The 14,575-nt window shown below is 63.2% G+C and carries 12 protein-coding genes and 1 tRNA gene; 10 read left to right on the top strand and 3 right to left on the bottom strand.

What is annotated here, in order from left to right:
- The first annotated feature begins 46 nt into the window (after nt 1–46).
- The 3 genes from ACK3R5_RS08365 (at nt 47) to ACK3R5_RS08355 (ending at nt 3,152) form a co-directional block, all read left to right on the top strand.
- A complete protein-coding gene (locus ACK3R5_RS08365; RefSeq protein WP_411963606.1) occupies nt 47–550 on the top strand; it encodes an LUD domain-containing protein in 504 nt (167 codons plus the stop codon).
- Nucleotides 543–2,744: an LUD domain-containing protein gene (locus ACK3R5_RS08360; protein WP_411966656.1), complete on the top strand. Its 2,202-nt coding sequence runs from the start codon at nt 543–545 to the stop codon at nt 2,742–2,744. Before ACK3R5_RS08365 ends, ACK3R5_RS08360 begins: the two co-directional genes overlap by 8 nt.
- Nucleotides 2,745–2,858: 114 nt before the next feature.
- Entirely contained in the window at nt 2,859–3,152 is a 294-nt protein-coding gene (locus ACK3R5_RS08355; RefSeq protein ID WP_411963604.1) for a PRC-barrel domain-containing protein, read from the top strand.
- Nucleotides 3,153–3,198: 46 nt separating this feature from the next.
- Here ACK3R5_RS08355 and ACK3R5_RS08350 read toward each other — a convergent pair whose 3' ends face one another.
- Nucleotides 3,199–4,656 (bottom strand): DHH family phosphoesterase, encoded by a 1,458-nt coding sequence (locus ACK3R5_RS08350; RefSeq protein WP_411963603.1) that lies wholly within the window; start codon nt 4,654–4,656, stop codon nt 3,199–3,201.
- Between the two features lie 133 nt (nt 4,657–4,789).
- On the opposite strand from ACK3R5_RS08350, the gene ACK3R5_RS08345 reads away from it, so the two are divergent.
- The 3 genes from ACK3R5_RS08345 to ACK3R5_RS08335 all read left to right on the top strand — a co-directional run bounded on the left by ACK3R5_RS08345 (nt 4,790) and on the right by ACK3R5_RS08335 (nt 6,536).
- Nucleotides 4,790–4,863 (top strand) — tRNA-Lys (locus ACK3R5_RS08345).
- Nucleotides 4,864–5,022: 159 nt separating this feature from the next.
- A complete protein-coding gene (locus ACK3R5_RS08340; RefSeq protein ID WP_411966655.1) occupies nt 5,023–6,213 on the top strand; it encodes an MBL fold metallo-hydrolase in 1,191 nt (396 codons plus the stop codon).
- A gap of 92 nt (nt 6,214–6,305) precedes the next feature.
- The gene (locus tag ACK3R5_RS08335; protein WP_411963601.1) at nt 6,306–6,536 is read left to right on the top strand and encodes a hypothetical protein; all 231 of its coding nucleotides are present in this window, start codon (nt 6,306–6,308) and stop codon (nt 6,534–6,536) included.
- Here the strand turns inward: ACK3R5_RS08335 and ACK3R5_RS08330 are convergent.
- Nucleotides 6,533–6,784, bottom strand: a complete 252-nt coding sequence (locus ACK3R5_RS08330) for a hypothetical protein (protein WP_411963600.1) — start codon at nt 6,782–6,784, stop codon at nt 6,533–6,535. The two genes, ACK3R5_RS08335 and ACK3R5_RS08330, sit on opposite strands and share 4 nt — an antisense overlap.
- A 179-nt stretch (nt 6,785–6,963) precedes the next feature.
- Between ACK3R5_RS08330 and ACK3R5_RS08325 the strand changes: the two genes are divergently transcribed.
- The 3 genes from ACK3R5_RS08325 to ACK3R5_RS08315 all read left to right on the top strand — a co-directional run bounded on the left by ACK3R5_RS08325 (nt 6,964) and on the right by ACK3R5_RS08315 (nt 10,940).
- Complete coding sequence (locus ACK3R5_RS08325) at nt 6,964–8,271, top strand: MFS transporter (protein WP_411963599.1); 1,308 nt, start codon at nt 6,964–6,966, stop codon at nt 8,269–8,271.
- A gap of 149 nt (nt 8,272–8,420) precedes the next feature.
- Nucleotides 8,421–9,308, top strand: coding sequence for a 4-hydroxy-tetrahydrodipicolinate synthase (gene dapA / locus ACK3R5_RS08320; protein ID WP_411966654.1), 888 nt, complete (start codon nt 8,421–8,423; stop codon nt 9,306–9,308).
- A 195-nt stretch (nt 9,309–9,503) separates the two neighbouring features.
- On the top strand, nt 9,504–10,940 hold the full coding sequence (locus ACK3R5_RS08315) for an alpha/beta fold hydrolase (RefSeq protein WP_411966653.1): 1,437 nt from the start codon (nt 9,504–9,506) through the stop codon (nt 10,938–10,940).
- A gap of 24 nt (nt 10,941–10,964) precedes the next feature.
- On the opposite strand, the gene thrS is transcribed toward ACK3R5_RS08315, so the two are convergent.
- Nucleotides 10,965–12,893 (bottom strand): threonine--tRNA ligase, encoded by a 1,929-nt coding sequence (gene thrS, locus ACK3R5_RS08310; RefSeq protein WP_411966652.1) that lies wholly within the window; start codon nt 12,891–12,893, stop codon nt 10,965–10,967.
- A gap of 125 nt (nt 12,894–13,018) precedes the next feature.
- On the opposite strand from thrS, the gene malQ reads away from it, so the two are divergent.
- The gene (gene malQ / locus ACK3R5_RS08305) at nt 13,019–14,536 is read left to right on the top strand and encodes a 4-alpha-glucanotransferase (RefSeq protein WP_411968648.1); all 1,518 of its coding nucleotides are present in this window, start codon (nt 13,019–13,021) and stop codon (nt 14,534–14,536) included.
- The last annotated feature ends 39 nt before the right edge of the window (nt 14,537–14,575 follow it).

Raw genomic sequence — 14,575 nt, 5'->3', positions numbered from 1 at the left:
GTGTGAACCCGAAGAACGATTATGCATAACGAGAAAGTTGCAAACTATGTCAACCGGCACGGTTGCAACGTTCGAGGACTCCCTCGAACGACTCGAAGTGGGCTGGACGCACACGTCGACGTCGGAACTCGAAACAGTCCTGCGGGAGGTCTGTTCTGACCCGGCCGTCGGCGTCGAACTGCCGTATGACGGTGCCGAACTACCGTCGTGGGTGAACACCGACCCCACACCTGTGGACCTGCGGGACGCGAAGACAGGCGTCACGGGCGTCGGACTCGCGATTGCAGACTACGGGAGCGTCGTCGTGCAGGGCACGCCCGACGGCACGGAACCCGTGAGTCTCTTCGGTGATTTGCACGTCGCGGTCCTTCGGGAGTCGGACATCGTCGCGGGGATGCCCGAGGCGTTCGAGTGGTTGGGTGAGGAGTTCCGAACCGGGCACGATTCGGCTATCATCGCAACCGGTCCGAGCGCCACCGCAGATATGGGTGCACTGGTCAAGGGCGCACACGGCCCCAAAGACGTCCACGTGGTGATTCTCGATGAGTAAGTCACGCGAAGCGAAGGCGGCGAAGATTCGGCAGTTGATGGAGACGGAAGGCAGCGCCGTCAACACGAGCACTCGCGGATTCAACGAGGGGCGCTACGAGGCAGTCCAGACGCTGGACGACTACGAGGGGCTGAAGGCCGAAGCGCGGGCCATCAAGGAAGACGCTATCGAGCGACTCCCGGACCTCATCGACGAACTCCGTGAGACTGTCGAGGAAAACGGCGGGACACTGTACATCGCCGACGACGCCGCGGACGCGAATCGATACGTTCGCGAAGTCTGTGAGGACAAAGACGCCGAACGCGTCGTCAAGTCGAAGTCGATGACCTCCGAGGAGATAGAGGTCAACGACGAACTCCAGTCGGCAGACATCGACGTAGTGGAGACGGACCTCGGCGAGTGGGTGTTGCAGGTTGCCGACGAAGCACCCTCGCACATCGTCGCGCCCGCCATCCACAAATCCCGGGAGGCCATCGCGGACCTGTTCAACGAGACGTTCGACCCGGACGAACCGCTGGAGACGGCAGAAGAACTCACCATGTTCGCCCGCGAGCATCTCGGCGAACTCATCGAGGGTGCCGACGTGGGTATGACCGGCGCGAACTTCATCACCGCCGACACGGGGACGATGGCACTCGTCACGTCCGAGGGGAACGCCAGAAAGACGGCCGTCGTACCCGACACGCACGTCGCCGTCGCCGGCGTCGAGAAGGTCGTACCCAGCGTCGAGGACCTTCAGCCCTTTATCGAACTCATCGGGAAGTCGGGGACTGGACAGGACATCACCTCCTACATCTCGTTGCTGACGCCGCCCGTCGATTCGCCGACGGTCGATTTCGCCGACCCCGACACGCCGATTACCGACTCGGAGACTGACCGCGAGTTCCACCTCGTCCTCATCGACAACGGGCGGATGGACATGCGCGACGACGACCAGTTGCGCGAGACGCTCTACTGCATCCGCTGTTCGGCGTGTTCGAACGTCTGTGCAAACTTCCAGCACGTCGGCGGCCACGCCTTCGGTGGCGAGACGTACTCCGGCGGCATCGGCACCGGATGGGAAGCGGGCGTCGAAGGACTCGACTCGGCGGCCGAGTTCAACGACCTGTGTACCGGGTGTAGTCGGTGTACCACCGCCTGCCCGGTCAACATCGACATCCCGTGGATAAACACCGTCGTCCGCGACAGAGTCAACCGCGGCGAGGTGTCGGAAGTCGATTGGCTCGTCGAGGGTCTCACCCCCGACGAAGAACCCGGCGGGGTCAGTCTCCAGAAGCGCTTCTTCGGCAACTTCGAGACTGCCGCGAAGGTCGGAAGCACGTTCGCGCCCGTCTCCAACTGGGTCGCCCAGTCGTCCGTCTCGCGGAATCTCATGGAGCGATTCCTCGGTATCGACGCCCGCCGCGAACTCCCTGCCTTCCAGCGTGAGACGCTGAGAGACTGGTTCGACGCGCGGACCTCGACCGTTCAGAACCCGACGCGAACGGCCGTGCTCTACCCCGACGTGTACACGAATCACGTGCAGGTCGAACGCGGGAAGGCCGCGGTTCGCGTCCTCGAAGCACTCGGCGTCGACGTGGTGGTTCCCGACGTTCGCTCGTCGGGACGCGCACCACTCTCACAGGGGATGATTGCAACCGCCGAAGACCACGCCCACGACGTGTACGCGAGTCTCGCGGAGTACATCGACGAGGGTCGAGATATCGTCGTCATCGAACCTTCGGACCTCGCCATGTTCGAGAGCGAATACGAGAAGTTCCTCCCCGAGAAGTCCTTCGAGCGCCTCTCCGGACAGAGTTTCGAGGTGATGGAGTACGTCTACGGCCTCCTCGAAAACGGTGCCGACGCCGACGCACTCGCGACGGCCGAAGGCGAGGAAGTCGCCTACCACAGTCACTGTCAGCAGCGAACGCTTGGCCTCGAAGCCCACACCGAGGCAGTCCTCTCAGACCTTGGCTACGACGTGGTCACGTCTGACGTCGAGTGCTGTGGCATGGCCGGGTCGTTCGGCTACAAGTCCGAGTACTACGAACTGAGCATGGACGTTGGCTCGGACCTGCAAGGGCAGTTCCAGACCGACGAGACGCGGGGCCGAACCGTCGTCGCGAGCGGGACGTCGTGTCTCGAACAACTCGACTCGCTGCTCCGCCGTCCGTCGCGACACCCGGTGGAACTCGTCGCACCCCGGCGATAATCCGCCGCAGCGCCGGTCGTTCTTTCTTCGGCGTCAGACACTCGTCAGCCACGTGTCGGAGCGGAGTGTCCAACGCTACGAACTATTAAGACCCGGCATCCCAATTTGGCGGATATGGACGGGACGCCCGAAGAGATTACGACGCTCGTAGGCCGAGAGGTCTACTCGAACAACGGCGTGTTCGTCGGTGAGGTCGAAGACGTCCGCCTCAACTTGGACCACGAGACGGTCACCGGCCTCGCGCTGACGGCGCTGAACAACGAACTGTTCCAGAACCAAATCGAACCCGGTAAGGGTGTACTCATTCCGTATCGATGGGTTCGTGCGGTCGGTGACGTCGTCCTCATCAACGACGTCATCGAGCGTCTGAAGAACCCCGAAGAGGACGAAGAGTCTCTCCTCGCCTGAGGGTTTCGACCGTTTCGGACAGACCGAGACGCGACAGAACGGTCGGTTAACTCCCGTTTCCGCTCTCGCTCCCTTCGACACCCATCGCACGGAAGAGCTTGCGCTTTACCGCTTCTTCGGTCAGTTGTAAGAGCGTATCGCGGTTGTCGTCGTTCGATTCGATACCCGTGAAGATACCGAGCGGAATCTCGACAGAGCCTTGCGTGGAGTGGCCGCCCGCCTCGCCGATGCCCGTGAAGGCGTCGCTCAGAACCTTCCCGATGTTCATGCGGATGTCCTTCGACCGGGCGGCGAGATAGATGGTGTCGTCTGCGATGCCGAAGACGGCCGTCGTGGTGATGCCTTCGAGGTTCAGCAGGTGTTGGGCCGCCTGCGTGAGCGCGTCACGGTCACGGATGAATCCGGCGTTCGAGACCAGATGCGACCCCTGTACCTCGCGATTCTGGATTGCTTCGGCCAGCACGTCCAGCGTCTCGGGCGACATCGACGGCGATTCGACCTTTTCGAGGGTGTCGTGGTCGGCGAAGGGGTAGAGATACGCCGCCGCCGTCAGGTCTGCTGGCGTCGTATCCCGCTTGAAGTCGAGCGTCTCCGCGCGGATACCGTAGAGGAGCGCGGTGGCGACGGCCTTCGACGGACTGAGGTCGAACTCCTGGATGTACTTCGTGAGGATGGTCGACGTAGAGGAGACGTTCGGCCGAACGTCGGTGAACTGGGCGTCGATTCCTTCGTCGGGTTCGAAGTGGTCGATGAAGACGGTGATGTCGGCCGGTCCGAGGTCCGGCATCCCGGATTTCATGTGGTCGACGAGCGCGACGGCGCCGTACTCTTCGAGCGGTTTCGCGTCGGACCGGGGGGTGAGTTCGATGCCGAGGATGTTGACGAACGCGCGGTTCTCCTGGTGGCCCATGTCACCCGAGTAGAGGATGTCGGCGTCGATGTCGTACTCGCGGGCGATAGCCTGCAGGGCGATTGCGGACGCGAGCGAGTCCGGGTCGGGATTGTCGTGTGTGAGGATGGCCATCCCGTGGTCGGTGTTGCGGAGGATGTCGGCCAGTTGCCGGGCCTTGTACTCCAGTTCTCCCGATTCGACGCTTCGGAGTGCGGAGTCCGCGATGACCTCCGAGGGGTTGATGACCACGTCGGCACCGAGCGCTGTCAGTTCGTCTTCGGAGACGGGGTCCGAAGCGCGGACGACGATGAACTGGTCGTCGCCTCGTTCACGGATGGTCGAGACGGCGGCTTTGTTCGCTTCGACGTCAGACGAGAGGATGAGGATGACGTCCCGGTTCGAAACGGCGTCAGCGAGTTCGGGTCCGGCGATGTCGGTTACCTGCGCGTTCAGGTCCTGGTCACGCAGGGCTTCGACGCGGCTTTCGTCCTTGTCGAGGATGAGGACGTCTTTGTCTTCGTCCGTCAGTTCCTCGGCCACGGCGTGCCCGACGCTTCCGCAGCCGAGAATCGCGTACGTGGATATCGACGAGACGCTGACCCCTGCACTCATTGTTGCCCGGTACTCGGCCCGGCCCACACTTAACACCCACCGTTTGTTACCTCGGCGTGGGTATGCGGCTCCCTGCCGTCGTCGTACAGAAAGGAAAGTCATTTTACCTACCACGGGTTACGAGAGATTGCAAGGGCCGGTAGCTCAGTTAGGCAGAGCGTCTGACTCTTAATCAGACGGTCGCGTGTTCAAATCGCGTCCGGCCCACTATCTCTCCGATGGAATCACAGTCTCCAGAGAGCGGCAGGATTCTCACTGAGTAACCCGTCGACTGCGCGATTTGTCACTCTGTGAGCGACGAGCATCTGGCGTCTGTGCGCCGACTGCACGAGCGACTATTTCCCCGTTCGAGTCCATCTAGTAGCGATGGACATCGACAATCTGCCCCTCCCTGACGACGTGTCCTCGCTCGACGCCAGGGAACTGCAGGACCGACTCTCCCGCGGCGACCGACTGACGCTCCTCGACGTGCGTACCGAACGGGAGTTCGACGGGTGGCGCATCGAGAGCGAGAACGTCGATATTCTGAACGTGCCGTACTACGAGTTTCTGGAAGGCGTCGACGACGAACTACTCGCCAGAATTCCCCGCGGTGACGACGAACTGATAGCCGTCTGTGTGAAAGGCGGTGCGAGTGCGTACGTGGTCGGCCTGCTCGAAGACGAAGGGATAGCGGCGACGAACCTCGATGGAGGGATGAACAGTTGGGCGCGGATTTACGACACCGTCGAGGTCACTGGCTACGAGGGTCCGGGGACGCTCCTCCAGTACCAGCGCCCGTCGAGTGGCTGTCTCGCCTACATGATTGTGAGCGAGGGTGAGGCGGCTATCGTCGACCCGCTTCGGGCGTTCACCGAGCGATATCTCGAAGACGCCGAGGCACTTGGTGTCGAGTTGGGCTACGCCATCGACACGCACATCCACGCTGACCACGTGAGCGGCGTGCGCGCCCTCGCCGCCCGGGGGCCAACGGCCGTCATTCCTGAACCGTCGGTGGCCCGCGGTGTCGAGTACGAACGCGAGTATACGACGGTTGCAGACGGCGACGTGCTATCGGTCGGCGGCGTCTCGATAGAGGCGATACACACGCCGGGGCACACGTCGGGGATGACGTCGTACCTCGTAGACGAGAGCGTCCTCTTGACGGGAGACTGCCTGTTTCTCGAAAGCGTCGGGAGCCCAGACCCAGAAGGGGGCGAACGGGGCGTCCCCGATGCAGTGCGGTGGTTGTACGAGACGCTCCAGCGTCGGATTCTGTCCCTCCCCGACGACGTACTCGTCGCGCCCGGACACTTCAGTGACGCGAGTGTCCGGGCCAGCGACGGAACCTACACCGCGCCCCTCGGTGAACTCCGCGACGCGATGCCGTCGCTCGACGTGGACCGCGAGACGTTCGTCGAGTCTCTGTTGTCGGACGCCCCTCCTCGACCACGTAACTTCGAGGAGATAATCGCCGTCAATCTCGGCCAATCGGCCCTCGCCGACGACGCGGCGTTCGAACTCGAACTCGGTCCGAACAACTGCGCTGCAAGCCAGCACGCCCTGACGGGTGACTGAACGGGCGGCGAACTGGAACACCGTGTCGCCGGCGACGACACCCTCGTGACGGCGCCGGACAACTTATCTCACGTCGTAGAGTCCGTCTCGATATGGACCAGAGCGACCGAACCGAACTCGTCCTCGTCGGTATCACGCTCCTCGTGTCGGTGGTCTTCGGCCTCGCCATCGGCGTCAAAGACCACATCAAACTAGACCGGTTCGTCGCCGCGTTGACGCCCGACTTCGCCGTCCTCTTCGGCAGTGACGTCGTCGCAGGTGCGGTGGTCGTCGTGCTGTTCGGCCTCCTCTTTACGGGTGCAAAAATCCTCCTCGGCCCCTAGTCTCCGATACCGACCCACGCGTTACCGCGTCCCGGCGTGTGGGCCATCTGAAGGGGCATCTCCGTCCCGACGCGTGCTGCTTTCAGTCGCGCTTGGAGACGTGGCGACGTGTACTCCACCACCGTCCTGAGTTCACCAGTCTCGACGACGCGTACCGTCATCGCACCGTGGTCGTTCATCTCTCGCTCGATTCTGACCATCCTCGTTTCGGTACCCTCCACCAAAGGGCTCCCACCGGGCTGTGCCATGTTAACATATTCGAACGTAAGGGAGAAAAATCGAACCCCTAACATCAATGGTTTTTCACGTCGTTCGATATATTCTGGCAAGACAGACGGGTACGTTCCGTCGCTTCCGCCACGGCCGATGTCCGACCAGAGACGGAACGTTTCGGAACTTCTTTTCGACGCTTCCCCGGAGACAACCCATGGACCGAACCCGCCTCAGATTCTTGGCCCTCTACTTCACCCGGTTCGCCGGGGGATTCGGGTTCATCACGCTCGTGACTCTCCTCCCGAAGTACATCAACGAGTTGGACCCGACGGCGGTGGTGTTGCCGGAGTTCGCCCTCGGTGGCCTCGTTCTCGGCGGTCTGACACTCTCGAAGGGGTTCGTCATCGGGATGTACACGACTGGATTCACGCTCGCACAGACAGTCGCCGTCGTCCCGCTTTCGTGGGCCGGTGACAGATACGACAAGCGTCTCGTCCTCGCGGGAACGGTCGGACTCGGTGCAGTCGTCTACGCCTTGTTCCCACTCGTCGATTCGAGTCTCTCGTTCGTCGTCGCCCGCGCGGCACAGGGTGTCGCGGTGACCGGCGCGGGTCTGATGTCGCTCGCACTCGTCGGCGAACTCGCACGCGAGGGGACGCGCGCGAACCACATCGGCAAAGCGAACGCCGCCCGATTCGCGGCGTCTATCGTCGGGAGTCTCAGCGCCGGATTCCTCTACGACGCCTTCGGATTCACGCCTATCTTCGTCGTCATCACGGTGCTCTTGACTATCGCCACCGTCGCCGTCTGGGTGTTTCTGCCGCCAGACGAGACGACGGTCCACGGTTTTCCGTTTACGAATCTCGCGCTCAACGAGCGCATCCTGACGATGGCGTCGTTCCGGGTGCAGTACGCCGTTTCCGTCACTCTCGTTCGGACGTGGGTGCCCATCTACGCGGGTGTCGCTGCCGCATCTGGTGGCCTCGCCTACGGCGGTATCGCCGTCGCCGCCACCGTCGTCGCAGAGAAGTTCACCAACATGCTCTGTCAACCGTACACGGGTCGCATCTCCGACCAGTACGGCCGCGCGCGATTCGTATTCGTCGGTGGGGGACTGTACGGACTCGTCGCCCTCGCCGTCCCCTTCTCGCCGGCTATCGGTGAGGCACTCGCGCTCCCCGCCGCGTTTCCGATTCTCGGCCCACTCTCGCCGGCGTTCCTCCCACTCGTCGGGTTCGCAGGTCTGCTCGGTATCGCCGACAGTCTCCGCGAACCAGCGAGTATGGCGCTCTTCGCCGACGAGGGAACCGGCGGCGCTGGCGTCGCCAGTAGTTTCGGCATCCGTGAACTCCTCTGGCGGCCGGGAAGCGTCGTCGCCCCGCTTCTCGGTGGCTACCTCATGGCCGACGTGGGCATGGAGTGGGTGTTCTACGTCGGTGGCGCGTCCGCTCTCTCCGGCGTCCTCGTGTTCCTCGCCGTCCTCGTGTGGTTGCACGGCCCACGCGCGTTGACGCAGTGGTGACGGGCACGCTCTAGCCAGCAGGCTCGCTCCAACCAGTTCGGCGGGTCTGGGCTCTCCTTCGGATATAAATTTCAGCACCTACCTGCGAGCGAATCGACTCGCTGTCGACACAGAAAGGCCCAACACCCACGCGTGAGACGTTGTCGTACATGCCAGAAACCAGCTTCAGTGGCGTCCTCTGTCCGCTCGTCACACCGTTTGCCGAAGGCACAGTCGACGAAGCGGGCCTCTCGTCCCTCGTCGAGTGGGTCATCGAACACGACGTCGACGGCGTCGTTCCCTGTGGAACGACCGGTGAGTTCGCCAGTCTCTCGTCCGACGAGTTCCGGACAGTGGTCGAGACGACTGTCGATGCCGCAGACGGACGCGTCCCCGTCGTCGCTGGCGTCGCGGGAACGGACGTTTCGACCGTTCTCGACCGAATCGAATTCGCCGATTCGGTCGGTGTCGACGCGGTGCTCCTCACGCAACCGTACTTCCACAGTGCGCCGTCGCCTGCGGGTGACCTGCAGTTCTTCGAGGCGATTGCCGCGTCGAGTCCGCTCCCACTCGTCCTGTACAACATCCCAGCCTGTACCGGCCAACCTATCGCACCCGAGACGGTTGCCGAACTCTCCGAACACGACGCTGTCGTCGGCCTCAAAGACTCCAGCGGCGACTTCGACTACTTCCTCGAATTGCTGCGTCTGACCGACGACGACTTCACCCTCCTCGAAGGCTACGACCAGCACTACGTCTCTGGTGTTCACGCCGGGAGCGACGGCGGTATCAACGCCCTCTCGAACGTCATCCCCGACGTGTTCGCCGACGTTCGTGACGACGCGTTCGCCGGCGACACCGAAGCGGCACTCGAACGCGAACAGGAGGCGTTCCCCGGCCTGTTCGGCTACTGCATGGAGTACGGCTTTGCGACAGTCGCCAAAGTCGGCCTCGAACACCGCGGCGTCATCGAGTCGGCCGAGGTTCGACCACCGCTCGTCTCTGTTCCGGACGACGTCGCCGACGAGATTGCAGCACTGACCGACCGTCTCGTCTAGCGAGACTAGTCTCCCAGGTATTTCTGAGTCACTTCCGGAGCACAATCCCCAGACAACGCGACTCCCAACCCGAGGAGTCACACTTCGTGGCCCCTATTCTTTATAGCACTATCTGATTTACCAGTCCTCTCTCGTCCATTCTCACTCGCTGACACACGGGCGAAACTCAATATGGTGTCAATCGTATCACAAACTATGGACCATCTCGAGACTTCGCCCCTCCACAAACTCATGGTGTCTCCCGCTGGCCGACTCCTCACCTCCCGGCCCTTCGAGACGCTCAAGACCCGGTCACTCCCCCGTGAGTTCGCTGTCGTCCGCGCCCGTGCCGCCGCAGACGTCGCACTCGGCGAGGGGCCCGAAGCGTACCTCAGAGAAGTCGACGCACCACCCGCGCCGCACCTCCACGACAGAATCGAGCGCGCCCTCGCGCAGTACGCTGCCGTCCGAGAGGAGTACGACGAGACGATGGCACGCTGGAACAGCGTCTTCTGGGGTGGCTACGAGTCACTCCCCGACGAGCGCGTCGCTATCGAGCGTGACCGCCGGGAAATCGCACAGCGACGCGCTAAACCGTCGGATATCTTCGGGTTTCTGGCGAAGGAGCATCTCGTGCCGCCGGTGAAGTTCGAGACGCCCGACCCGGACGACGCACTCTCGCGCTGGCACCACGAACTCGCCGAACCCGAGCGACTCTACGGCTTTGCCGACTCCCGTGCCAGCGAGGAGTTTCCCCGCGTCGAACGCTCCGCGACGGTCCGCGGACCCGGCACCGTCGAGTACCTCCTCCGATTTACGTCGCCCTCACCCCACCTCAGCGACGACGCGTCCGCCCGCGTCTACGAACCCGCCGACGTAGACGGTGACCTGCCGACGCTCGTCTTCCACTCCGGATGGGGGATGTTCGACGACCAACTCGTCTACTGGCCAGAAGAGGAGTATCTCGCCCGGGCGCTCGCACCCGAGGGATATCGGGTCATCCTCCCCGACGCCCCGTGGCACGGGCGGCGCGAACCCCTCGGCAACTACAGCGGCGAACCCTACGTCGCCCGCGCGCCGGTGGGTCTGTTCACACTCTACTCCGCCGCGGCACTCGAAACCGCCGTGCTCACCGATTGGGCGCGAACCGAAGGCGCGCCTGTCGTCGGCGTCGGTGGGGTCAGTCTCGGCGGCACCATCGCGCTCCACGTCGGGGGCCGATGCGGCGAGTGGCCCGAATCCATGCGCCCGGACCTCCTGTTCCCCGTCGGTGCACCCGGTGCGATAGACCAGACGCTCCTCTCGGGGTCGCTGACGAAGCTCCTCGACATCGACAAGGCGCTCGACGCCGCCGGGTGGACCGGCGGCCACCTCCACGAGTTCGCACCGCTGTTGAACCCGCCGAAGACGCCGTGTCTCGCTCCCGAGCGAGTCTTCTCGTTCATCGGTTCACGTGACGGGATGGCACCGGCGCGGACGGCACGTGTGCTCTTCGACGAGTGGGGAATTCCGCGGCCGAACCGCCACGAGTGGGATTGTGGCCACTTCGGCGTGCTGGCGAATCTGATTCGCCGCGACGAGTTCCAGCGGACGGTCACGCGGGAACTCGACAGGGCGGTGCGAGACGAACGGAGAAAGACGGTTTCTGCCTGAGACGGCGCAGCGAGTGGTGTCGTTCTACTCGTCGTCGAGGAAGTCGGGTTCGGTCCGCTTCTCGTCGTATTCGCTCCGGAGGTGGTCGCGGAACTCCTCGACGCTCACGTCTTTGGCTTCGCGCTCTTTGCGGTCACGCACCGAGATGGTGCCTGCCTCCTCTTCGTCGCCGCCGACGATGACCATGTACGGGACGCGGTCCGTCTGCGCTTCGCGAATCTTCCGGCCGAGCGTCCACGAGCGGTCTTCGATTTCGACGCGGAAGTCGCCGAGTTCGTACTGGAGTTTCTTCGCGTAGCCAATCTGGTCGTCCGAGATGGGCAGGATACGGACCTGCTCGGGGGCGAGCCAGAACGGGAACTTGCCGTTGAAGTGCTCGATGAGCACCATGAAGAAGCGCTCGTAACTGCCGTAGAGCGCGCGGTGAATCATCACCGGTTGGTGGTCCTCGTTGTCTTCGCCCGTGTAGGTCAGGTCGAAGCGGTCGGGCATGTTGAAGTCGAGTTGGACCGTCGGGCCGTCCCACTTGCGTCCGAGCGCGTCCTTGAACGCGAAGTCGATTTTCGGCCCGTAGAACGCACCGTCGCCCGCTTCGATGCCGTAGTCGATTCCGCTGTCGTCTAAGACGGCGCGGAGTTGCGTCTCGGCCTGTTCCCAGATTTCGTCGCTGCCGACGCTCTTTTCCGGGCGCGTCGCGAGCGCGACTTCCGCGTCGAGGCCGAACGTGTCGAAGACGGCCAGGATGTTCTCGATGATGAGGTTGATTTCGTCTTCTATCTGGTCGGGGCGGACGAACAGGTGGCCGTCGTCGATGGTGAACGCCCAGACGCGCGAGAGACCCGAGAGTTCGCCGCGCTGCTCCTTACGATAGACTTTGCCGTCTTCGAAGTAGCGAACCGGCAGGTCACGGTACGACCACGACTTCTGGTCGAAGATGGTCGCGTGCCCCGGACAGTTCATCGGCTTGAGGCCGTACTCCTCGTCGTTGACGTCGAGGAGGAACATGTCGTCGACGTAGTTGTCGTAGTGGCCCGACTTCTTCCACAGTTCCGTCCGGAAGAGGTGCGGCGTCTCGACGGGGTCGTACCCCGCATCGAGGTTGAGTTGCTTCGCGTAGTCCGCGAGTTCGTCGAGGATGCGCTTGCCGTTCGGCATGTAGAGCGGCAGGCCCGGGCCCGTCGTCTCGTCGATGGCGAACAGGTCGAGTTCCTGCCCGAGTTTGCGGTGGTCACGCTCTTTGGCCTCTTCGCGCATCTCGAGGAAATCTTCGAGGTCCGATTCGGACTCGAAGGCCGTCCCGTAGACGCGCGTCAGCGTGTCGTTCTCCTCGTCGCCACGCCAGTAGGCGGCCGAGATGTTGAGGAGTTTGACCGCACCGATGTCGCCCGTCGATTCGACGTGTGGCCCCTTACAGAGGTCCTCGAACTCACCTTGCTGGTAGAAGGAGAGTTCCTCGTCGTCGGCCGCCTCGGTTTCGAGGATGTCACGCTTGTAGGGGTTGTCGGCGTACTTTTCGAGGGCCTCGTCGCGCCCGACGAGAGCGCGCTCGATGTCGAGGTCCTCCTCGATGACGTTGCGCATCTCGTCTTCGATTGCTTCGAGGTCCTCCTGTTCGAGTTCGACGTTCGTCACGTCGTAGTAGAACCCGTCGTCCGTCCACGGGCCGATGGTCAGTTTGGCTTCGGGGTGCAGACGCTGGAGGGCCTGTGCGAAGACGTGGGCCGCCGAGTGACGGAGCACGTCGAGATACTCGTCTGATTGGTCGGTGACGATGACGAGTTCTGCGCCGTCTTCGAGTGGCGTCTCCTTGTCCACGAGTTCGCCATCGACGACGCCGGCAACGGTGTCCTTGCCGAGACCGGGGCCGATTGCGAACGCGGCGTCTCGCACCGTCGCACCCTCCTCGACGGAGAGTTCGGACCCGTCTGGGAGGGTGACAGCGATATCACTCATATACGCGCACGAAATCGACGGGGGGGAATAAGTGTTGTTGAGACGAGCACGGAGGATGCGCCACCGTGGCCGAAATCGTGCTCGTTGCTAACACGCGAAGTCGTCTGCGCCGACCCAAAGTACCAATTGTGTTGCACACCGAAGCGGTGGGTATGCGACTTTCTCGACAGAGTGGCGTCTTCATGCATATCACGTCACTCCCCGGTTCTCACGGTATCGGTGACCTCGGCGACGGGGCCCGCGAATTCGTCGACTTCCTCGCAGACGCCGAGCAGTCGATGTGGCAGTTCTGCCCGCTCGGGCCGACGTCTCCCGCGATGGCCAACTCTCCGTATCAGTCTTCGTCCTCGTTCGCCGGCAATCCGCTGTTCGTCGACCTCACGGACCTCGTCGAGCGTGGCTGGTTGACCGAAGACGAACTCGAACCGGTCCCCGACTTCGACGACCACGCAGTCGAGTACGAACGCGTCGGCAACTTCAAGCGCTCGCGTCTTCGGACCGCGTTCGAACGGTTCGAAGCCGAAGCGACCGAAGACGACCGGGCCGCATTCGACGCCTTCCGCGAGCGCGAGGCCGGTTGGCTCGACGACTACGCCCTCTTCGCGTCGCTCAAAGCCGAGTTCGAAGGCGCGTGGATAGACTGGCCCGAGGAACTGAAGACGCGCGACCCGGACGCGCTCGCCCGCGCCCGCGAAGAACACGCAGAGGAGATTCGCTATCACGAGTTCGTCCAGTTCTGCTTCGACGCCCAGTGGGGCGAACTCGCCGACTACGCCGACGAGCGGGGCGTCACACTCGTCGGTGACCTGCCCATCTACGTCGCACTCGACAGCGCCGACGTGTGGGCCGCCCCGGAGGCGTTCGACCTCACGGACTCGAACGAACCCGCCGTCGTCGCGGGCGTCCCACCGAATCCGAACGATTCCGGCCAGCGCTGGGGTAACCCGCTGTACGACTGGGAGACGCTCCGTGAGAACGGCTACGATTGGTGGATAGACCGTCTTCGCCGTCTCTTCGACCTGGTCGACGTGACCCGCATCGACCACTTCAAAGGCTTCGACGAGTACTGGGCTATCGACGCCACCTCCGACGACCCGGCAGACGGCGAGTGGCGTGACGCGCCCGGTTACGACTTCTTCGAGACGGTCGAACGCGAACTCGGTGACCTCCCCTTCATCGTCGAGGACCTCGGCTTTCTCGACGTGTCGCTCGTGGACCTTCGGGACCGATTTGCCTTCCCCGGCATGCGCGTCCCGCAGTACGCCGACTGGTGCAGCGAAGGCGACATGTACCAACCGATGCACTACCCCGAGAACTCGGTGGCGTACACCTCCACGCACGACACCGACACGTTCGTCGGTTACTACCAGTCGCTGGACGGCCACACGCGCGACTGTCTCCACTACAACATCGGTGCCGACGGGTCGGAGATTCACTGGTCTATCATCGACGCCGTCTGGAACTCGCCGGCCGTCCTCGCGTTCACGACGATGCAGGACGTCCTCGGACTCGACTCACACGCCCGCTTCAACACGCCGGGAACGCAGACCGGTAACTGGGAGTGGCGCATCACCGAAGACGGCCTCGACCCGGCCGTCGCCACTCGTCTCGCAGAACTGACGGACCTCCACATCCGGAACTGAGCGCAGTCTCACTCACTGACGCCGGCACCGTTCTCGGTG

This window comes from Haloferax sp. YSSS75 (assembly GCF_046764215.1).
Lineage (GTDB): Archaea > Halobacteriota > Halobacteria > Halobacteriales > Haloferacaceae > Haloferax.
The sequence above is the reverse complement of the archived record's forward strand: the minus strand, read 5'-3'. Positions and strand labels throughout refer to the sequence as shown.